This is a genomic window from Pseudomonas kermanshahensis (assembly GCF_014269205.2).
In the GTDB taxonomy this organism is placed as follows: Bacteria; Pseudomonadota; Gammaproteobacteria; order Pseudomonadales; family Pseudomonadaceae; genus Aquipseudomonas; species Aquipseudomonas kermanshahensis.
Window position 1 is genome coordinate 4,387,405 of record NZ_JABWRY020000001.1, and the last position, 20,939, is coordinate 4,408,343.

Sequence of the window (20,939 nt, forward strand, 5' to 3'; positions counted from 1 at the left end):
ATCCGGCCACTCCATCGCGACTGCCATTGCCCCTGTACCCGGGGCCCTAGAGCAACCATGAAGCGCCAGCCTGCGCCTTCGAAGCAGCGGCAAAACCTTCCCGCAGAAACGCAAAAAGCCCGGCTGCACTGCCGGCAGCCGGGCTTTTCAGACGCTTCTGACGCTACGCGGCGACTATTGGCCGTCCAGCAAGACGCGCAGCATCCAGGCGGTCTTCTCGTGCACCTGCATACGCTGAGTCAACAGGTCGGCGGTCGGTTCATCGCTGACCTTGTCCACCACCGGGAAGATGCTGCGCGCGGTGCGCACGACCGCCTCCTGGCCCTGCACCAGCTGACGTATCATCTCCTCCGCGGCCGGCACGCCCTCCTCTTCCTTGATCGAAGAATGCCGCGCATAAAAAGCATAGGACCCCGGTGCCGGGAAGCCCAAGGCACGGATCCGCTCGGCAATCGAGTCCACCGCCAGCGCCAGCTCGTTGTATTGCTCTTCGAACATCAGGTGCAGGGTACGGAACGACGGACCGGTGACGTTCCAGTGAAAGTTATGGGTTTTCAGATACAGCACGTAGGTATCCGACAACAGGCGGGACAGCCCATCGACGATGGACTTGCGATCTTCCTCACTGATACCGATATCAATTGCCATGAAGTTCCCCTTTCCATAAGGCTTGATGATCAAGCAGGCCCTTCCAACTGTATCAACACTTGGCGCAACCCGCCTGTGACATGGCGCAACACATCGGCTGTGGCGGCCTGCGGTTTGAGTAGCCTGCGCCTTTGCTGTTAAATAGGCAGGGTGCCACCCGTGCGGACTGTTATTGCCGGGTGCATAGGCTGGCCCATCACGTGTTCGCGCTTTACACCTCATGCGCACCGTGTCGCCAGCTCTTCCTGTGATCAGCTTGTCAACTGTGAGCCAACCCATGTTCAAGATCGTCCATCTGGTGACGGGCGTAGCGGCTTTGCTGCTATCGCTCATACCCAGCCTGAAAACCGACGCAACACCCTTCCTGCAGCAACCCGACGCGGTCTACCTGGCACTGCTCGGCCTGCTTAACCTGGTATTGGCCCCGGTCGTGCCGCTGTATTACCGAGGCGCCCGGCAACAATTGCAGCACCTGGCTTGCGCCTTGCTGGTGGTGGCCGTGGTATTGCAGACCCTGACGCTGCTGGCTCGCCCCGAGATGGGCAACCTGGCCGCCCTGGTCTGCGCGGCATTGGCCGTGGCGCTGCACCTGGCTGCGGGCTTCGCCCGAGCCAACCGAAAAGCCCGCACCAGCCAAAGCGCCCCCTTGGAGGCCGGCAACCGCGATACGGGCACCGTCAAGTGGTTCAACACGTCCAAAGGCTTTGGCTTCATTTCCCGCGATTCGGGCGATGACATCTTTGTGCACTTCCGCGCCATCCGCGGCGAAGGCCACCGCATTCTGGTCGAAGGCCAACGCGTCGAGTTTTCGGTCATGCACCGTGACAAAGGCCTGCAGGCCGAAGATGTGGTCGCGGTAACCCGTCGCTGACCGTGTGCAGCCCTGGTGCAAGGCCAGGGCTGCCTCAACTCAATAATGAGGGGGCGGCGCCTCTTCACCTTCGCTGCCGTATTGCCCCACCATTTCTTCGTAACGCTTGAGCAGCTCGGCCATCTGCAGTTGCAGGCGCTCGATCACACGCCCTTGCTCGACCACTACATCATTGAGCGCCTGAAGCGTGTCGTCCTGGAAGGCCTGGCGGGTTTCCAGCTCGATGATTCGCGATTCAGAGGACACTTCAGGCCACCTGCTGGTAGTCATCGTTGAGCAGCGCGCGCAGGCGCTGACCAATGGCGTCGACTTGCCCCGGCGCATACTCGACGGCGGGCACTTTGCCCCATACCGGCGCTGGCCAAGCGGCGTCATGCGTGTGACGGACAATGACGTGCATGTGCATCTGGCTGACAACGTTACCCAGGGTGGCAACGTTCATCTTGTCAGCCTTGAATTCGCCCTTCAGCGCCTCAGCCAAGTACGTGGTTTCTTTCCACAACTGCACCTGGTCTTCCTGGCTCAAGTCGAACAATTCGCTCACCCCAGGGCGACGAGGCACCAGGATGAACCAGGGGTAATTGGCGTCTTTGCTGAGCAATACACGGCACAACGGGAAGTCTCCAAGTACAAATGTGTCTTGCTGCAAACGCGAATCCATCTCAACCACTACCAACCTCCAATACTCGATAACGGGCCCGCGAGACACGGGAACATTGCGCAAGGATACCTTGCTTCGCGCACGCCGGCATGCAACAGCAGCCCGGCACTGCACACTTTAAGTTCATGAATACCTGCTGCCTGCACAGTCGCGGTAACACACCGCTACTTTTCGCACCAAAATGAGGCCGCAAACGAGCACACCACTACGCTTTTACCCACACGAATGACTCCGCATGAACAGTTGCCGGTAACACATTGACTTTTATGGCAGGTTTTGAATTTGAAAACCGCCCGTGTTGTGGCACACCATCAGACAAGCCCCGCCCCGTATTTACGGTACTTTCCGACCTTCGGCAGCCCCATTTGTGAAAATTTCATGAACCGGTGGTAATTTTGAGCACGCTTGTTGCATTCCTCTCCCGCCAAGTCGGCACGACATCTGCATCAAGCGATGTACGCAACAAATAACAACAGCCGCTTTGGATACACCAGGGAGTTTCCCTAACCGGAACCTGTAGTTACAGATTCGTTACGGTGACAGGAACAGCGCTGGCGTTGTACGACCCGGGAATCCGGGACGTGATTTGCGACATGGAAATACCTGAAAGCGACATGGCCATAAAGTTCCCGAAACCTTGGATATGCCCATATCGCCAACAACAGTCAGCGTGTTATACATTTCCGCCGACATAACAAGAAAGAGCTGCCCCATATAACTAAAAGACTTGGGCGCAGCGGTACTCTTCCTAAAAAACCAAAGGAGCAAATCACGATGCGCGTGATGAAGTGGAGCATGATCGCCCTGGCCGTTTCGGCAGGGACCTCGCAATTGGCTTTCGCCTCTGCACAAGACGAGTCCAAGGGTTTCATCGAAGACAGCCAGCTGAACGTTAAAACTCGCATGCTGTACTTCAGCCGTGACTTCCGCAACAACCCAGCCGGCAGTCAAAGCCGCGTGGAAGAAACCGGCCTTGGTTTCCTCGGCACTTACGAATCGGGCTTCACCCAAGGCACCGTAGGCTTCGGCGTCGACGCCATCGGCATGCTCGGCCTGAAACTGGACAGCGGCAAAGGTCGCGCCGGCACCGGCCTGTTCCCACAAGGCTCCGACGGCCGTTCGCAGGATGATTACTCCGAAGGCGGCGGCGCTGTAAAAATGCGCATCTCCAATACCGTGCTGAAGTTCGGTGACCAGTTCACCGCCATGCCAGTATTCGCCACTGACGACAGCCGCTTGCTGCCGGAAGTTGCCGAAGGCGGCTTGATCACCAGCAACGAGATCAATGGCCTGACCCTGAACGCCGGTCACTTCACCGCCATGAACGCCCAGGCTCAGACCTACCATGACAGCCTGAACCTGACCGAAGCCAACATCTTCGGCGGTACCTACGCGTTCACTGATAGCCTCAGCACCAGCGTTTACTACTCGCACATCGAAGATCACTTCCGTAAGTGGTACGGCAACATCAACTGGGCGCTGCCGATCAGCGACAAGCAAGGCCTGGTGTTCGACTTCAACATCTATGACACCAAGTCGATCGGCGCCAACCGTACCGGTGCATTCGTCACCAAGTCCGACGGCACCAACGAGCTCGACAACATCGCAGCCAGCCTGTCGGCTGCCTACAACATCGGCGCCCACACCTTCACCCTGGCCTACCAGAAAGTCAGCGGCGACGGTGACTACGCCTACGGCGTGGACGGCGGCGGCACCGTGTTCCTGGCCAACTCCATCGCCCGTTCCGACTTCAACGCCGAAGACGAGAAATCCTGGCAGGCTCGCTACGACCTGAACTTCGCCGAGTTCGGCGTACCAGGCCTGACCTTCATGACCCGTTACGCACGCGGTACCGGTGCAACCACCCGCACCACCGACGACGGTAAGGAATGGGAACGCGACGTAGACGTCAAGTACGTCATGCAGAGCGGCCCAGCGAAAGATCTGAGCTTCCGTGTCCGCCAGGCCACCTACCGCTCCAGCGACGGTGTGTACTACGGTTCGAGCTCGATCGACGAACTGCGTCTGATCGTCGAGTACCCGCTGAGCATCCTGTAAGCCTGGCTTGCAGTGCCCCGCACTTGAAAAAGCCCGGCGATCACGCCGGGCTTTTTCTTGGCTGACAAGTGTCACGCCCTGGGGCATCCTGTACGCCTTCGTTTCGCCCCCGTACAATGCGGGGTCATTTCAACGTCTTAGGCAATCGACACGGCCCACCATGCGCACCAGTCAATATTTGCTCGCCACCCAGAAAGAAACCCCTGCCGACGCAGTGGTCATCAGCCACCAGCTCATGCTGCGCGCCGGCATGATCCGCAAACTGGCCTCTGGCCTGTACACCTGGCTGCCGATGGGCTTGCGAGTGATGCGCAAGGTCGAAGCCGTTGTACGCGAGGAAATGAACGCCGCCGGCGCCCTGGAAGTGCTGATGCCCAGCATCCAGCCCGCCGAACTGTGGCAGGAATCCGGCCGTTGGGAGCAGTACGGCCCAGAGCTGCTGCGCCTGAAAGACCGCCACAACCGCGACTTCTGCGTCGGCCCGACCCACGAAGAAGTCATTACCGACCTGGCCCGTAACGAGCTGTCCAGCTATAAACAGCTGCCACTCAACATGTACCAGATCCAGACCAAATTCCGTGATGAGATCCGCCCACGCTTCGGCCTGATGCGCGGCCGCGAGTTCATCATGAAGGACGCCTACTCCTTCCATGCCGACCAGGCTTCCCTGCAGGAAACCTACGACCGCATGCACCAGGCGTACAGCAACATCTTTTCCCGCCTGGGCCTGGACTTCCGCCCTGTGCAAGCCGACACCGGCTCCATCGGTGGCAGCTACTCGCACGAGTTCCACGTGCTGGCCGAATCCGGTGAAGACGATGTGATCTTCAGCGACAGCTCCGATTACGCTGCCAACATCGAGAAGGCCGAGGCCATCCCGCGTGAAACCGTGCGCCCTGCCCCTTCCGAGGAGCTGCGCCTGGTCGACACGCCGGACGCCAAGACCATCGCCCAGTTGGTCGAAAACTTCGGCCTGCCGATCGAGAAGACCGTCAAGACCCTGATCGTGCGCGGCGCCGAAGAAGGCAAGCTGATCGCCCTGATCGTCCGTGGCGACCACGAGCTCAACGAAATCAAGGCCACCAAGCTGGAACAGGTTGCCGACCCGCTGGTCATGGCGACCGAAGCTGAACTGCGCGACGCCATCGGCGCCGGTGCAGGCTCGCTCGGCCCGCTGAACCTGCCACTGGAGTGCATCATCGACCGTTCGGTTGCCCTGATGAGCGACTTCGGCATCGGCGCCAACATCGATGACAAGCACTACTTCGGCGTCAACTGGGAGCGCGACTTGCCGGTTCCGCAAGTCGCCGACCTGCGCAACGTCGTCGAAGGCGACCCAAGCCCAGACGGCCAGGGCACCCTGGTGATCAAGCGCGGCATTGAAGTGGGCCACATCTTCCAGCTCGGCACCAAGTACAGCGAGGCACTCAAGTGCCAGGTACTGGGCGAGAACGGCAAGCCTGTCGTGTTGTCCATGGGTTGCTATGGCATTGGCGTGTCCCGCGTGGTCGCCGCCGCCATCGAACAGAGCTACGACGACAAAGGCATCATCTGGAACGACGCCCTGGCGCCTTTCCAGATCGCCCTGGTGCCGCTGCGCTATGAAACCGACGTGGTTCGCGAAGCGACCGACAAGCTGTACGCCGAACTGACCGCCGCCGGCTTCGAAGTGCTGTTGGATGACCGCGACAAGAAGACCAGCCCAGGCATCAAGTTTGCCGACATGGAGCTGATCGGCATCCCGCACCGCATCGTCGTCAGCGACCGCGGCCTGGCCGAAGGCAACCTGGAATACAAGCACCGCACCGAACAGGATGCTCAAGCGCTGCCACTCAATGAAGTGCTGTCGTTCCTGCAGGCCCGCGTTCGCCGCTGATAATCAATGCACGAGTGATCATGTCCAAGCGAAGTACCTTTCCCCTGGGGGGCGCCGCACTGTGCGGCGCCCTGCTCATCAGCGGCTGCGCCAACCAGATGTCCCAGCGCAGCGAGCACGAGGAGCGCGTCGAGCGAAAATTGCTCGAACACAGTCTGCAGATCGATGTCGGCGAGCCGAAGGTGATGGAGCTGCCGCAACGACGTGTGCGCGTGCATGAGCTGAAGCGCTTCGAAGTCACCGAGTTCGAAGTAACCCGGCGCTACGACCGCTACACGCCTTACCAGCCCTGGCGGGAGATCTACGAGATCCCACTGGGTGCGGTGGCTGTAGTGGCGGGCGTGGGTGCCAACGTGGTCAACGTGTTCGCCTTGGGCAACCTGCCTGAAAGCGTGACCCACGACTGGCTCAGCTACGGCGTGGCGGGGCTTAACCCGTTCATGAACGTGCAGTCCAACGGTCGCGCCCAGCAGAACCTTGCCGGGATCAGCGAAGTGCAGAAGGACCAGCGCGAGGAGTCCACCAGCCTGCCCTGGAGCGAGCGCCTGGTCGAAGTCAAGGCCGGCAAACTCACCCACGAGCTGACCACCGACAGAAACGGCGTGCTGCGCCTGAACCTGCTCGACAGCCCGTTCTCCGAGCAGAACCTCAACCACATCGGCACCCTGCACCTGCAGGTGGTCGATGAGGACAATGCGGTGCGCGGTGACGCCAGCCTGCTGGTCAGCGCCACCCTGCGCAACAAGCTGCTTGAAGCGCATGAGCTGATCTTTGACGACCTGGAAGACGATGATGTCAGCCAGTGGGTGCACCGGGTCAAACGCCTGTCCGAACTGGGCCTGGAAGAGGAAGCCAGTGAAATGGAGCAGAGCCTGATCGAGCTGACGCGCAACGATCCGGAACTGCAGCAGGAATTCCTGCAATCCCTGACCAAGGCCACCGGGCGGCTGGTAGCTGACCCAGGGGTGCAATAAATGAAAGGGGCCGCTTAGCGGCCCTTGTTCATTTAGGTGGGAACAGCTCCAGTTGCTCATGCCCACCGCGCAAATCCCGCAACCTCACCCCAACCCCCAGCAAGCGCACCGGCTTGTCACCCCGCGCGAAGGCCTGCTTCATTAATTGCCGGTAACTCTCCAGGTCCCTGCCTGCCCCCGCCTGCTCCATGGTCGTCTGGCTGAAGTCATGGAACTTGACCTTGACGAAAGGCTTGTCTGGCCGATAGCTGCTGTCCATGCGGGCAATGCGTTCATTAAGGCTGTCGAGCAACGCAGGAAGACGCTCCAGGCAACTGGCCAGGTCCGGCAGATCGGTATCGTAGGTATTTTCCACGCTGACCGATTGCCTGCGGCTGTCATTGTGCACAGCACGCTCATCAATACCCCTCGCCAGCCCCCAAAGCCGCTCACCAAAACTGCCGAACTCACGCACCAGGGCCAGGCGGGACCACGCGCGCAGGTCCAGGCAGGTATCGATACCCAACCGCGCCAGCTTGTCCGCCGTGACCTTGCCCACCCCATGTAACCGGGCGACGGGCAAGGCCGCGACAAACGCCTCGACCTCCCCCGGGGTGATGACGAACAGGCCATTGGGCTTACGCCAGTCACTGGCGATCTTGGCCAGGAACTTGTTGGGGGCGACACCCACCGACACCGTTATATGCAAGGTACGGGCGACGCGCCGGCGAATGTCCTCGGCAATCCGTGTCGCGCTACCGGCGTACCACTGGCTGTCGCTGACATCCAGGTAAGCTTCATCCAGCGACAAGGGCTCGATCAGCTCGGTGTAATCGCGAAAAATGGCGTGAATCTCACGCGATGCCTCGCGATAGGCTTCAAAACGGGGTTTGACGATCAACAAGTCAGGGCACAGCTTGAGCGCATGGCGCGAGGACATGGCCGAGCGCACGCCATAGGCACGGGCTTCATAGTTGCAGGTGGCGATGACCCCGCGATGGTCGGCCGACCCGCCGACCGCCATGGGCCGACCGGCCAGGCGCGGGTCGTCACGCATCTCGATCGCGGCGTAGAAGCAATCGCAGTCGACATGGATGATCTTGCGCAAGGACATGGATGACCGTCAGTACTGTAGATTCATACAGATAGTATCGCATGGCCCCTCTGGCGCAACAGCCAGCACGGCGCATGCCTCGACAATTGGCCTGCAAGGCCCGCCGCGCCTGCCCCGCGCGCCTTGCTCAAACGCTAAGGGTTTGAACGAAAAAGGGTTTTCTTGGAATATTGCTTGACATAGGGCGGGAAATCCGTAGAATTCGATCTCACAGGCGCGGGATGGAGCAGCCTGGTAGCTCGTCGGGCTCATAACCCGAAGGTCGTCGGTTCAAATCCGGCTCCCGCAACCAGATTCGAGAAAAGGCCACTGTTAACGCAGTGGCCTTTTTCTTTGGTCTCGAAAAAGTCATTGTGGAAAATTGACGATAAATCAAGAGCTAACGCTTGACACACCGTCAATAAACTGTAGAATCCGCCCCACAGACGCGGGATGGAGCAGTCTGGTAGCTCGTCGGGCTCATAACCCGAAGGTCGTCGGTTCAAATCCGGCTCCCGCAACCAAACAAAGAGAAGGCCACTGTTAACGCAGTGGCCTTTTTATTTGCATCGAAAATGATGCAGAAGAAAAAAGGTTGAGAAATCAACAATTAACGCTTTACACAGATTCAACAAGCTGTAGAATGCGCACCTCTGACGCGGGATGGAGCAGTCTGGTAGCTCGTCGGGCTCATAACCCGAAGGTCGTCGGTTCAAATCCGGCTCCCGCAACCATATTCGTCAGAACAAACCCCGCCTGTGTAACAGCAGCGCGGGGTTTGTTGTTTTATGGCCCCACGTTTTCCACCGCCACGGCACCAAGCTGCCACTCGCCTGCCCCCCAGGCTTGAGAACCCCCTCTCAGGATGAACTATCTTTAACCCGGCCAGAACGCTGAAAGCGCCTGTGCACGGAGTACTATTGGATACGTTTTCCTAAGGGACTTTCACTTGGCCGCACCTCTCCCCTACCTCGCGCTGCCGGCTCGGGGTACCAATCGATGACTTCCCACAACCCTGAACCTCCGGTGCCCCTCGCATCGGCGCTACCGACTGCTGCGCAGCGCCTGCCCATGATCGAGCGCTTGAGCCGCTATCGTCAGCCCATTGGCCTGGCGGTGACGCTGGTACTATTCGCCATGGCGCTGGTTGCCTGCCGCCACCTGCTGAGCGAGCTGGACATCTATGCGCTGCACGATGCCATGCTCAGCGTGCCGACGCAGTCGTTGCTCGGTGCGTTGCTGGCGACAGTCGTCGGGTTCGTGATCCTGCTGGGGTACGAATGGTCGGCCAGCCGCTATGCCGGCGTGAAACTGCCCGCGCGCAGCCTGGTCCTGGGGGGCTTCAGCGCCTTCGCCATCGGTAACGCCATCGGCCTGTCGATGCTGTCGGGTGGTTCGGTACGTTACCGCCTGTATGCGCGCCAGGGCCTTGGGGCTGCCGAAGTTGCGCGGATGACCGTTTTTGCCAGCCTGTCGCTGGGGTGTGCGTTGCCGCCCCTGGCTGCCTTGGCGACCTTGAGCGATCTGCCCGCCGCCTCTACGGCGCTGGGCCTTTCGCCGGGCCTGTTGGCGGGTATCGCTGCTGCTGTACTGGTGCTGTTTGCAGTGTTGGTGATCGGGCTCTATCGCAGGCGCCTGGCCGAACAACCCGTGACCGATAACCTGTTGGTGCAACTGGGCCGCCGCACGCTGCGCCTGCCGGGTGCCCGCCTGGCTGCGCTGCAATTGCTGATCACTGCCTTGGACGTGGCCGCCGCAGCCACCGTGCTGTACCTGCTGCTGCCCGAAGCACCGCCCTTTGGCGCGTTCATCCTGGTGTACCTGCTGGCCTTGGCCGCTGGCGTGCTCAGCCATGTACCCGGCGGTGTCGGGGTGTTCGAGGCGATCTTGCTGGCAGCCTTTGCCGACCAGTTGGGCGCCGCGCCACTGGCCGCAGCCTTGTTGCTGTATCGCCTGATCTACGTGGTATTGCCGCTGCTGCTGGCCTGCGTGCTGTTGTTGGCCAACGAGGCACGGCGCCTGCTGTTCGCGCAACAGGCGATCAAGGTAGCTTCAGGGCTGGCCGCGCCGGTGCTGTCGATCCTGGTGTTCCTGTCCGGCGTCGTGCTGCTGTTCTCCGGTGCCACGCCGGAGATCGACACGCGCCTGGAGCACATGGGTTTTCTGGTGCCCCATCGCCTGATCGATGCATCGCACTTCGGCGCCAGCCTGATCGGCGTGCTCTGCCTGCTGTTGGCCCAAGGGCTGCGCCGGCGCCTATCGGCGGCCTGGCTGCTGACCACCACATTGCTGCTGGTCGGTGCCTTGCTGTCGCTGCTCAAGGGCTTTGACTGGGAAGAAGCGTGCCTGCTCACGTTCACGGCTGCCCTGCTTGCCCTGTTCCGCCGCTCCTTCTACCGCCCCAGCCGCTTGCTGGAGCTGCCCTTCTCGCCGGTGTTCCTGGTGGCCAGCGCCTGTGTGGTGGGTGCTTCGGTGTGGTTGCTGCTGTTTGCCTACCAGGATGTGCCCTACAGCCACCAGCTGTGGTGGCAGTTCACCCTGGATGCCGATGCCCCGCGCGGCCTGCGAGCAGCCATGGGCAGCGCCGTGCTGCTGGTGGCCGTGGCCCTGACCTGGCTGCTGCGCACCGCACCGCCGGTCATCCACCTGCCCGATGACGAAGAGCTGCAACGCGCCAATCGTATTCTGCTGGCGTCCGACCAGCCCGATGGCGGCCTGGCGCTGACGGGGGACAAGGCCTTGCTGTTCCACCCACGCGACAACGCCTTCCTGATGTATGCCCGTCGCGGTCGCAGCCTGGTGGCCCTGTATGACCCGATCGGCCCCGCCCAAGAGCGCGCCGAGATGATCTGGCAGTTCCGTGACCTGTGCGACCTGCACCACGCCCGACCGGTGTTCTATCAGGTACGCGCAGAGAACCTGCCCTTCTATATGGACATTGGCCTGACCGCCCTCAAGCTGGGCGAGGAAGCCCGGGTCGACCTGCGCCGTTTCGACCTCGACGCCAAGGGCAAGGAGATGAAGGACCTGCGCTACACCTGGAACCGTGGCGGCCGTGACGGCCTTAGCCTGGAGATCCATGAGCCCGGTCACGCCCCACTGGCAGAGCTCAAGGAAATCTCCGATGCCTGGCTCAGCGGCAAGAACGTGCGCGAGAAAGGCTTCTCGCTCGGGCGCTTCAGCCCCGAGTACCTGCAGCATTTCCGGATTGCCCTGATTCGCTTCCAGGGCCGGCCCGTTGCATTTGCCAACCTGCTGGAAACCCACAGCAACGAGCTGGCCAGCCTCGACCTGATGCGCGCACATCCAGAAGCACCGAAGCTGACCATGGAATTCATGATGATCGGCCTGATCCTGCACTACAAAAGCCATGACTACGGCCGTTTCAGCCTGGGCATGGTCCCGCTTTCCGGGCTGCAGCCACGGCGTGGCGCGCCGTTGACCCAACGCCTGGGCTCAATGGTGTTCCGCCGCGGCGAACAGCTCTACAACTTCCAGGGGCTTCGACGCTTCAAGGACAAGTTCCAACCGGACTGGGAACCCCGTTACATGGCTGTGCCAGCAGGGCTCGACCCGCTGGTGGCACTGGCCGACACTGCCGCCCTGATTGCTGGCGGCCTGACTGGATTGGTGAAACGCTGATGATCCGACGCTATTGGCTGTACCTGGTGATTGCGCTGCTGCTGGCCGCCCTTGGCGGGGCCGCGGCCTTCTGGTTGTGGACGCGCCCGGCCCCTGAGGCGCGCCTTGAGCAGTTGACCCTGAATGACACCCACATCACCCGTGTCACCCCTGGCGTGCACGCCAAAGCCCGGGTCGCCATCGGCGTCCCCCAGGACCAGGCCCTGACCGACAAGCAGTTGCTGGACCTGAGCCAGGCCGGGGAAGCCCAGCTGGTGCAGGTGATCCTGCCGCCTAGCGACTGCAGCAAGCAGCAGCAAGCGCTGGACCTGGCACTGACCCAGCTCGCCGAGAAACCGACCCTAGTAGCCGGCATCGGCCCGGGTGCGGCACAAGCCTGGCGCTGGTTGGCCGCACAGACTGACGACAAGGCGCGGGCCATTTCCGTCGACTTCACCCTCGAGCAACCCGGCTGCCAGGCCACACTGCCCAAGTCGGCCGCCCACGGCCACTGGAACGTCGCCTGGAACGACAACCCGGATGACGCCAGCGCGGCCTTCGTGCGCGACCAGGCCAACGCTGAAACCAGCATCAGCGATTACGACATCCACTTGCCCCAGGTACTCAAATCGCAGCTGACCCAAGCCTTGGTCGGGCATGACGGCAACGCCCTGGCCATCCCGGTGGTCGAGGTGCCGGCTGGGCAAACCACCGACACCGTCACCCTGTTCCTGTCCGGAGATGGCGGCTGGCGCGACCTGGACCGGGACGTTGCCGGGGAAATGGCCAAGCTGGGCTACCCGGTGGTCGGCATCGACACCTTGCGCTATTACTGGCAACACAAGACCCCGGAACAAAGCGCCGCAGACCTGTCGGAACTGATGCAGCACTATCGTCAGAAATGGGGTACCAAGCGTTTTGTATTGACCGGTTATTCATTTGGCGCCGACGTGCTGCCCGCCATCTACAACCGCCTGCCGGCCGAAGACCAGCAACGCATCGACGCGGTGATGCTGCTGGCCTTCGCCCGCAGCGGCAGCTTCGAGATCGAGGTCGAGGGCTGGCTGGGCAAAGAAGGCCAGGAGGCGCCAACCGGCCCAGAAATGGCCAAGCTGCCAGCGTCCAAAGTGGTGTGCGTCTACGGCGTGGAAGAGACCGACGAAAGCGGCTGCACCGACAAGACGGCCGTTGGTGAGCGACTGAAGCTACCGGGGGGGCACCATTTCGACGAGAACTACCCCGCGCTGGCCAAGCGCCTGATCGGCGAGATCGAGACGCGCCAGGGCAAGTCGAGCGTGGCGGAGCAGAACTGATAGAAAGGGGCCGCCATGCGGCCCAATCGCCGGCAAGCCGGCTCCCACCCGAACTCTGTAGCCTCCAAGCCTAGCGCCGCACCTGTGGGAGCCGGCTTGCCGGCGATGAGGGCAGAACGGGCTGCGCAATACCTGCAGCCCGACCTGGCTCAAATCTCGACCTGGGTCCCCAGCTCGATCACCCGGTTCAACGGTAGATTGAAGAAGCGTAGATTGCCGTTGGCGTTCTTCAGCAAAAACGCAAACAGGTTCCCGCGCCAGCGCGACATGCCCTCCAGCCGCGACGCAATGACGGTTTCGCGGCTAAGGAAGTACGTCGTGCGCATCGGGCTGAAATCCAGGTCTTCCAGGTGGCACAGCTTCAACGCCGCCGGCACGTCCGGCTCGTCCATGAAGCCAAAGTGCAACAGCACGCGGAAGAACCCGTCGCCATAGGCCTCCACCTCGAAACGCTCCTGCTCCGGTACCCGTGGCTGGTCCTCGCTGACCACCGTCAGCAGCACCACCTGGCTGTGCAGCACCTGGTTGTGCAACATGTTGTGCAGCAGTGCATGGGGCACGGCGTCGGGGCGCGCCGTCAGGAACACCGCCGTCCCTTCAACCCGGTGCGGCGGCTGGATGCGGATGCTGCTGATGAACACCGGCAGCGGCAGCGCGCCTTCATCGATGCGCTCGACAAGAATCTGCTTGCCGCGCTTCCAGGTGCTCATCAACAGGTACAACACGCCGCCCGCCAACACCGGGAAGGCCCCGCCCTGCACGATCTTCGGCACGTTGGCGGCGAAGAACAGCCCGTCCACGAACAAAAAGCCCAGCAGTATCGGCACTGCCAGCACCGGCGGCCACTTCCACAACAGCAGCATCACCGACGACACCAAGATGGTGGTCATCAGCATGGTGCCGGTGACCGCCACTCCATAGGCCGCGGCCAGGGCGCCGGACGATTCAAAACCGATGACCAGCAACACGACACCGACCATCAACGTCCAGTTCACCGCACCGATGTAGATCTGCCCCTGTTCATCGCTGGACGTGTGCTGGATCTGCATGCGCGGTATGTAGCCCAGCTGGATAGCTTGGCGCGTCAAGGAGAAAGCCCCGGAAATCACGGCCTGCGAAGCGATCACCGTGGCCATGGTCGCCAACCCCACCAGCGGCAGCAACGCCCAGGACGGTGCCAGCAGGTAGAAGGGGTTGCGCGCCGCCTCAGGGTTCTGCAGCAGTATTGCACCCTGGCCAAAGTAGTTGAGCACCAGCGCCGGCAGCACCAGGGCGAACCAGGCGCGGGCAATCGGCTTGCGGCCGAAGTGGCCCATGTCGGCATACAGCGCCTCGGCACCGGTCAGCGCCAGCACCACGGCACCGAGAATGGCCACGCCCATGCCGGGGTGAACAATGAAGAAGTTCACCGCCCAGCCGGGGTTGAATGCCCTGAGCACTTCAGGGCTTTGCGAGATGCCATGCACCCCCAAGGCCCCCAGCACCACGAACCAGGCCACCATGATCGGGCCAAACAGCTTGCCGATCTTGTCGGTGCCATGCTTTTGCACCAGGAACAGCGCTACCAGCACCACCAGCGAAATGGGCACCACCCAGTGATCGATGCCGTCGAAAGCCAGGCCCATGCCCTCGACCGCCGACAGGACCGACACCGCCGGGGTGATCATGCTGTCGCCATAGAACAGCGAAGCGCCGATCAGCCCGCAGATGACCATCAGCGTACGCAGCCGCGGATGGGCCGCCGTGGCCCGCCGCGCCAGCGCGGTAAGCGCCATGGTGCCGCCCTCGCCCTGGTTGTCGGCACGCAGGATGAACATCACGTATTTGAACGACACCACCCACAGCAGCGACCAGAGGATCAGCGACAGGATCCCCAGCACACCGTCATGGTTGACCGGCACGCCATAGCCACCGGTAAAGACTTCTTTGAGCGTATACAGCGGGCTGGTGCCAATATCGCCATAGACCACCCCGACCGCCGCCACGAGCAGGCCCAGCGACCGCGTCGCACCCTGCTTCCCCTCGTGCCCGCCTTCGGCATGACTGCTTGCCTGAACCATCGACCACTCCCGCAGACGGCCCTCACGGCCGATAGAATTCACCCCCACGTCAGGGCATGGCAGATACCCGGACGCAACGGCGCGAAGCATAGCGCAGCGTTCGTCGTATTTCTGCTAGTCAAGCGACCTTGCGCTCGCTAGAATTGCGCACTTTTTGATCAGAGGCGCCCAAAAGCGCCCGTCAAGATCGCCCCCGTTTCCGGTCGGGCGACCTGTATTCAATACCGAGGTTAGTCATGTCCACCACTCCCGCCACCCCTAAGGTAGGTTTCGTAAGCCTGGGTTGCCCAAAAGCCCTGGTCGATTCCGAGCGCATTCTGACCCAGCTGCGCATGGAAGGTTATGAAGTCGTGCCCACCTACGAGGACGCCGACGTGGTGGTGGTCAACACCTGCGGCTTCATCGACAGCGCCAAGGCCGAGTCGCTGGAAGTGATCGGCGAAGCGATCAAGGAAAACGGCAAGGTCATCGTCACCGGTTGCATGGGTGTCGAGGAAGGCAGCATCCGTGATGTGCACCCGAGCGTATTGTCGGTTACCGGCCCGCAGCAGTACGAGCAAGTGGTCAACGCCGTGCACGAAGTGGTGCCGCCACGTCAGGACCACAACCCGCTGATCGACCTGGTGCCGCCTCAAGGCGTCAAGCTGACCCCGCGTCACTACGCCTATCTGAAGATTTCCGAAGGCTGCAACCACAGCTGCAGCTTCTGCATCATCCCGTCGATGCGCGGCAAACTGGTCAGCCGCCCGGTGGGTGAAGTGTTGAGCGAGGCCGAGCGCCTGGTCAAGGCGGGCGTCAAGGAGATCCTGGTGATTTCCCAGGACACCAGCGCCTACGGCGTCGACGTCAAGTACAAGACCGACTTCTGGAACGGCCGCCCGGTCAAGACCCGCATGCTCGAGCTGTGCGAAGCGCTGAGCAGCCTGGGCGCCTGGGTCCGCCTGCATTATGTGTACCCGTACCCGAACGTCGACGACGTGATCCCACTGATGGCCGCCGGCAAGATCCTGCCGTACCTGGACATCCCGTTCCAGCACGCCAGCCCGAAAGTGCTCAAGTCGATGAAGCGCCCGGCCTTCGAAGACCGTACCCTGGCGCGCATCAAGAACTGGCGCGAGCAGTGCCCTGAACTGGTGATCCGTTCGACCTTCATCGTCGGCTTCCCTGGCGAAACCGAAGAAGACTTCCAGTACCTGCTCGACTGGCTGACCGAAGCCCAGCTCGACCGCGTCGGCTGCTTCCAGTATTCGCCTGTCGAAGGCGCCCCGGCCAACGACCTGGGCCTGGACGAAGTGCCGGATGACGTCAAGCAGGACCGCTGGGACCGCTTCATGGCGCATCAGCAAGCCATCAGCAGCGCCCGCCTGCAGCTGCGCATCGGCAAAGAGATCGAAGTGCTGATCGACGAAGTCGAGGAGCAAGGTTCGGTAGGCCGCAGCTTCTTCGATGCGCCAGAGATCGACGGCAGCGTGTTCATCGATGGCGACCATGGCTTCAAACCCGGCGACAAAGTGCGTTGCCGGGTGGTGGATGCCGACGAGTACGACATGTGGGCAGAGCCTGTCTGATCAACGCAAAGCGCTGAAATACCGGGGGCGCATTGCGCCCCTTGTGTTGCCACATCCGCCCACACCCTCCGGTCATGCGCACTCCCGGTAGGAGCAGCCTTGTGCTGCGAAGAGGCCGGTACTAGCAGCGAAGATTTACGGAATTGCCACTGGCCTCTTCGCAGCACAAGGCTGCTCCTACAATGGAATGGTTAGGCTGATCTGACGCCGACCTTTGCATTTGCATCTATCGTTTTCCTCAGTGCCCAGGAGGAATACACGGATGCGCCAGGTTTCGACGCTGCATACCCCCCATCTGCGCGACTACCCCGAGCTGACCCAGGTTTGGGAAGACTCGGTGCGCGCGACCCACGATTTCCTGCCTGATGCCTATATCCTGCTGCTGCGCGAACATGTGCTGCACCGCTACCTCGATGCGGTGATGCTGATTTGCTGCAAGGACTCACAGCAACGCATCCAGGGCTTTGCCGGCGTGGCCAATGGGCGGGTGGACATGCTGTTCGTCGCGCCCTCATGCCGTGGCAAGGGCATTGGTAAAAGGCTGCTGCATTACGCCATCGATGAACTGAATGCCGAACGCCTGGATGTCAATGAGCAGAACCCGCAGGCGCTGGGGTTCTACCTGCACGAAGGTTTTGAGGTAGTTGGCCGTTCGCAGACCGATGGGCTGGGGCAGCCCTACCCTTTGCTGCACCTGCGGCTGATCCGCGCAGGGGCCTGACGCTTCTGCCGTGTTGTCTCGCCAAAACGGCGTAAATGACACAGATTCCCAGCCCCTCGACCGCCCAGGCAGGTACAATGGCGGCCTTTCCCTGCCTTTGCGAATCGCCGTCATGTCTGAGCCCGTCCGCCTGTCCAAACGCCTTATCGAGCAATTCGGCTGTTCCCGCCGCGAAGCCGAGCTGTACATCGAAGGCGGCTGGGTCACGGTCGATGGCGTGGTGGTCGAGCAGCCGCAGTTCAAGGTCGACGGCCAACAGGTCGAGCTGCTGCCCGGTGCGCGTGCCGAAAACCTCGAACCCGTGACCCTCCTGCTCAACCAGCCTGCCGGCCTGGACACCGAGTCGGCCCGTATCAGCATGACCATGGACACCCTCAGCGAGGCGCACCGTGAAGGTGTTCGGCCGCTGCATGGGCACTTCACCAAGCTGTCCTGCATTGCCCCCCTCGAGCGTGGCGCCAGCGGCCTGCAGATTTTCACCCAGGATTGGCGCGTAGCGCGCAAGATCGACGCCGACCTGCGTCGCCTGGAGCAGGAATACATCATCGAAGTCAGCGGCGAAGCCACCCCGCAGGCGCTGGAGCGCCTGGCCCGTGGTGTGATGCGCAATGACCGGGAGTTACCCAAGGCCAAGGCCAGCTGGCAGAACGAAACCCACCTGCGCCTGGCCTTGAAAAACCCGCAGCCGGGGCAGATTTCCGAACTGTGCGCCAGCCTGCGCCTGCAGATAATCAGCATGCGCCGCATTCGCCTGGGCGGTGTGTCCATGGGCAAGCTGCCACTGGGACAGTGGCGCTACATGGCTACCAGCGAACGTTTCTAAGCAATACCGCCGCGCCGGATGGCACGGCTCAGAACAGGATTTCAGCCAAATGAACCACAACGATGTACTGCGCAGCCTGCGCTACATGCTCAAGATCAACGATGCCAAAATGGTCGGCATCATCAAGCTGTCGGGCCTGGAGGTCAGCGCCGAGACCCTGGCCAGCTACCTCAAGAAAGAGGAAGAGCCCGGCTTCGTGCGCTGCCCCGACCCGGTCATGGCGCACTTTCTGGATGGCCTGGTGATTCATCGCCGCGGCAAGGACGACAGCCGCCCGCAACAGCCGGTCGAGCTGCCGGTGACCAACAACACCATTCTGAAAAAGCTGCGCGTGGCGTTCGAGCTCAAGGAAGAAGACCTGCACGCGATACTCAAGTCGGTCAACTTCCCGGTCTCCAAACCCGAACTCAGCGCGCTGTTCCGCAAGGTCGGCCATGACAACTACCGGCCCTGCGGCGACCAGCTGCTGCGCAACTTCCTCAAGGGCCTGACCCTGCGCGTGCGCGGCTAAGTGGCCATGCAGCATACGGTTTCACCGGTCGGCATCGTCCGCTCCTGCTTCAAGGAAAAGTTCGCCATCCCGCGCCAGCCCCACCTGGCACCCGCGGCGCGTGGCGTGCTGGAGCTGCTGCCGCCGTTCGACCAGGGTGATGCCGTGGCGGGCCTGGAGCAGGTCAGCCATGTCTGGCTGTTGTTTCTGTTCCACCAGGCCCTGGAAGACAAGCCACGCCTGAAAGTGCGCCCACCGCGCCTGGGCGGCAACAAGAGCATGGGCGTGTTCGCCACCCGTGCCACCCACAGGCCCAATGGTATTGGCCAGTCGGTGGTACGCCTGGAAGGCGTAGAGCCTGGTCGCCTGCTGCTGTCCGGGATCGACCTGCTCGATGGCACCCCGGTGCTGGATATCAAGCCTTACGTACCCTATGCCGACAGCATTGCCGGTGCCAGCAACCAGATGGCCAGCGAAGCGCCCGCCGCCATCGCCGTGCAATGGCACGACGATGCCCTGCCCCAGGCCCACGCGCATGCGCTGCGCCTGGGCGAGCCACTGGTGGAGCTGATCGAGCAGTGCCTCGGGCAAGACCCGCGGCCGGCGTATCAGGTGCCACCCCCGGAGCGGGTGTATGGGGTCAAGTTCTGGGATGTGCAGGTGCGCTGGCATTATCCGCAGCCGGCGCTGATCCGCGTGCTGGAAGTCGTGCTGGATCATTGATCCGAGCGTGCACAAAAAAGGCGACCCGAAGGTCGCCTTTTTCATTGCCTAACCGCGATCAGCGAGCAGGGCCTTCAGCCACGCCCAGGTCGTCGGTCGGACGGGTGTCTTCCAGCGGTGCGCCGCCAGATGCCAGCTCCGAAGCCAGCTTGTCGTTGTCCATTTCGTTGACCCACTTGGCCACGACCACGGTGGCAACGGCGTTACCGACCAGGTTGGTCAAGGCACGGGCTTCGGACATGAAGCGGTCGATGCCCAGGATCAGCGCCAGGCCGGCAACCGGCAGGTGGCCAACCGCCGACAGGGTGGCAGCCAGCACGATGAAGCCCGAACCGGTCACGCCAGCAGCGCCTTTGGACGCCACCAACAGTACCAGCAGCAGGGTGATCTGGTGGGTGATGTCCATGGTGGTGTCAGTCGCCTGGGCGATGAACACAGCGGCCATGGTCAGGTAGATCGAGGTGCCGTCCAGGTTGAACGAGTAGCCCGTCGGGATGACCAGGCCAACCACCGATTTCTTCGCACCCAGGCGCTCCATCTTCGCCAGCATGCGTGGCAGCGCGGACTCAGAAGAAGACGTGCCCAGCACGATCATCAGCTCTTCGCGGATGTAGCGGATCAGCTTGAGGACGCTGAAGCCGTGAGCGCGGCAGATACCGCCGAGAACCACCAGGACGAACAGCAGGCAGGTCACGTAGAAGCAGGCCATCAGGTAGCCCAGCTGCACCAGCGAACCCACGCCGTACTGGCCGATGGTGAAGGCCATGGCACCGAAGGCACCGACCGGGGCCAGCTTCATGATCATGTTGATGATGTTGAACATGACATGGGCGAAGCGGTCGATCAGGTCGAGCACCGGCTTGCCGTAGCTGCCCAGGCGGTGCAGGGCGAAGCCGAAGATCACCGAGAACATCAGCACTTGCAGGATATCGCCGTTGGCGAAGGCACCGACCACGGTGTTGGGGATGATGTTGAGCAGGAAGCCAACGGTGGTCTGCTGTGCGCCGGCGGCGGCATAAGCGGCCACGCTGCTGGCGTTCAGGGTGGTGACGTCGATGTGCATGCCAGCGCCTGGCTTGACCACGTTGACGACGACGAGGCCGATGATCAGGGCGATGGTGGAGACGATTTCAAAGTACAGGAGCGCGTAGCCGCCGGTCTTGCCTACCGACTTCATGCTCTGCATGCCAGCGATGCCGCTGACCACGGTGCAGAAGATGATCGGGGCGATGACCATTTTGATCAGTTTGACGAACCCGTCACCCAGGGGTTTGAGGGCAACGCCGGTTTCGGGATAGAAGTGGCCGAGCAGGATGCCGATGGTGATGGCGACCAACACCTGGACATACAGGGATTTGTACAGCGGCTGACGTGTCGTCATGGCTAATTTCCTCAAGTGTGCCGGTTCACCCTTCCCAGGGTGATGGGCACCTGAATCGCTAACCCTCCTGCACATGGAG

The 20,939-nt window shown here is 61.9% G+C and carries 17 protein-coding genes and 3 tRNA genes; 14 read left to right on the forward strand and 6 right to left on the reverse strand.

What is annotated here, in order from left to right; all coding sequences use genetic code 11:
- Positions 1 to 174: 174 nt before the first annotated feature.
- On the reverse strand, positions 175 to 648 hold the full coding sequence (locus tag HU764_RS19675) for a Dps family protein (RefSeq protein ID WP_027594672.1): 474 nt from the start codon (positions 646 to 648) through the stop codon (positions 175 to 177).
- 277 nt (positions 649 to 925) lie between these two features.
- On the opposite strand from HU764_RS19675, the gene HU764_RS27900 reads away from it, so the two are divergent.
- Positions 926 to 1,519, forward strand: a complete 594-nt coding sequence (locus HU764_RS27900) for a cold-shock protein (protein ID WP_186703804.1) — start codon at positions 926 to 928, stop codon at positions 1,517 to 1,519.
- A gap of 39 nt (positions 1,520 to 1,558) precedes the next feature.
- Here the strand turns inward: HU764_RS27900 and HU764_RS19685 are convergent, their stop codons facing one another.
- Positions 1,559 to 1,765 carry a SlyX family protein gene (locus HU764_RS19685; RefSeq protein ID WP_027594674.1) on the reverse strand — a complete coding sequence of 69 codons (207 nt, stop codon included), beginning with the start codon at positions 1,763 to 1,765 and terminating at the stop codon, positions 1,559 to 1,561.
- Position 1,766: 1 nt separating this feature from the next.
- A complete protein-coding gene (locus tag HU764_RS19690) occupies positions 1,767 to 2,189 on the reverse strand; it encodes an HIT family protein (RefSeq protein WP_097151314.1) in 423 nt (140 codons plus the stop codon).
- A gap of 765 nt (positions 2,190 to 2,954) precedes the next feature.
- On the opposite strand from HU764_RS19690, the gene HU764_RS19695 reads away from it, so the two are divergent.
- The 3 genes from HU764_RS19695 to HU764_RS19705 all read left to right on the forward strand — a co-directional run bounded on the left by HU764_RS19695 (position 2,955) and on the right by HU764_RS19705 (position 7,088).
- Positions 2,955 to 4,238 (forward strand): OprD family porin, encoded by a 1,284-nt coding sequence (locus tag HU764_RS19695; RefSeq protein WP_085272416.1) that lies wholly within the window; start codon positions 2,955 to 2,957, stop codon positions 4,236 to 4,238.
- A gap of 160 nt (positions 4,239 to 4,398) precedes the next feature.
- Positions 4,399 to 6,114, forward strand: coding sequence for a proline--tRNA ligase (locus tag HU764_RS19700; RefSeq protein ID WP_186680995.1), 1,716 nt, complete (start codon positions 4,399 to 4,401; stop codon positions 6,112 to 6,114).
- A gap of 20 nt (positions 6,115 to 6,134) precedes the next feature.
- The gene (locus tag HU764_RS19705; RefSeq protein WP_027594678.1) at positions 6,135 to 7,088 is read left to right on the forward strand and encodes a YceB family lipoprotein; all 954 of its coding nucleotides are present in this window, start codon (positions 6,135 to 6,137) and stop codon (positions 7,086 to 7,088) included.
- A 28-nt stretch (positions 7,089 to 7,116) separates the two neighbouring features.
- Here HU764_RS19705 and dinB read toward each other — a convergent pair whose 3' ends face one another.
- Positions 7,117 to 8,175 carry a DNA polymerase IV gene (dinB, locus tag HU764_RS19710; RefSeq protein ID WP_186703832.1) on the reverse strand — a complete coding sequence of 353 codons (1,059 nt, stop codon included), beginning with the start codon at positions 8,173 to 8,175 and terminating at the stop codon, positions 7,117 to 7,119.
- Between the two features lie 221 nt (positions 8,176 to 8,396).
- Here dinB and HU764_RS19715 point away from each other — a divergent pair.
- The 5 genes from HU764_RS19715 to HU764_RS19735 all read left to right on the forward strand — a co-directional run bounded on the left by HU764_RS19715 (position 8,397) and on the right by HU764_RS19735 (position 13,094).
- Positions 8,397 to 8,473 (forward strand) — tRNA-Met (locus tag HU764_RS19715).
- A 134-nt stretch (positions 8,474 to 8,607) separates the two neighbouring features.
- Positions 8,608 to 8,684 (forward strand) — tRNA-Met (locus tag HU764_RS19720).
- Positions 8,685 to 8,817: 133 nt separating this feature from the next.
- Positions 8,818 to 8,894: transfer RNA gene (locus HU764_RS19725), tRNA-Met, on the forward strand.
- 265 nt (positions 8,895 to 9,159) lie between these two features.
- Positions 9,160 to 11,802 carry a bifunctional lysylphosphatidylglycerol flippase/synthetase MprF gene (gene mprF / locus HU764_RS19730; RefSeq protein WP_186703803.1) on the forward strand — a complete coding sequence of 881 codons (2,643 nt, stop codon included), beginning with the start codon at positions 9,160 to 9,162 and terminating at the stop codon, positions 11,800 to 11,802.
- Positions 11,802 to 13,094: a virulence factor family protein gene (locus tag HU764_RS19735; protein ID WP_085272412.1), complete on the forward strand. Its 1,293-nt coding sequence runs from the start codon at positions 11,802 to 11,804 to the stop codon at positions 13,092 to 13,094. The genes mprF and HU764_RS19735 overlap by 1 nt, the downstream gene beginning before the upstream one ends.
- 149 nt (positions 13,095 to 13,243) lie before the next feature.
- Here the strand turns inward: HU764_RS19735 and HU764_RS19740 are convergent, their stop codons facing one another.
- Complete coding sequence (locus HU764_RS19740) at positions 13,244 to 15,154, reverse strand: potassium transporter Kup (RefSeq protein WP_099455088.1); 1,911 nt, start codon at positions 15,152 to 15,154, stop codon at positions 13,244 to 13,246.
- Between the two features lie 236 nt (positions 15,155 to 15,390).
- On the opposite strand from HU764_RS19740, the gene rimO reads away from it, so the two are divergent.
- The 5 genes from rimO to tsaA all read left to right on the forward strand — a co-directional run bounded on the left by rimO (position 15,391) and on the right by tsaA (position 19,479).
- Positions 15,391 to 16,722 (forward strand): 30S ribosomal protein S12 methylthiotransferase RimO, encoded by a 1,332-nt coding sequence (gene rimO / locus HU764_RS19745; protein WP_027594684.1) that lies wholly within the window; start codon positions 15,391 to 15,393, stop codon positions 16,720 to 16,722.
- 262 nt (positions 16,723 to 16,984) lie between these two features.
- Positions 16,985 to 17,443 carry a GNAT family N-acetyltransferase gene (locus HU764_RS19750; RefSeq protein WP_027594685.1) on the forward strand — a complete coding sequence of 153 codons (459 nt, stop codon included), beginning with the start codon at positions 16,985 to 16,987 and terminating at the stop codon, positions 17,441 to 17,443.
- A gap of 112 nt (positions 17,444 to 17,555) precedes the next feature.
- A complete protein-coding gene (locus HU764_RS19755) occupies positions 17,556 to 18,266 on the forward strand; it encodes an rRNA pseudouridine synthase (RefSeq protein ID WP_099430216.1) in 711 nt (236 codons plus the stop codon).
- Positions 18,267 to 18,315: 49 nt separating this feature from the next.
- Positions 18,316 to 18,777, forward strand: coding sequence for a YehS family protein (locus HU764_RS19760; RefSeq protein WP_027594687.1), 462 nt, complete (start codon positions 18,316 to 18,318; stop codon positions 18,775 to 18,777).
- A gap of 6 nt (positions 18,778 to 18,783) precedes the next feature.
- Complete coding sequence (tsaA, locus tag HU764_RS19765; protein ID WP_099430217.1) at positions 18,784 to 19,479, forward strand: tRNA (N6-threonylcarbamoyladenosine(37)-N6)-methyltransferase TrmO; 696 nt, start codon at positions 18,784 to 18,786, stop codon at positions 19,477 to 19,479.
- Between the two features lie 58 nt (positions 19,480 to 19,537).
- On the opposite strand, the gene HU764_RS19770 is transcribed toward tsaA, so the two are convergent.
- Positions 19,538 to 20,860 carry a dicarboxylate/amino acid:cation symporter gene (locus HU764_RS19770; protein WP_027594689.1) on the reverse strand — a complete coding sequence of 441 codons (1,323 nt, stop codon included), beginning with the start codon at positions 20,858 to 20,860 and terminating at the stop codon, positions 19,538 to 19,540.
- Positions 20,861 to 20,939: the final 79 nt, after the last annotated feature.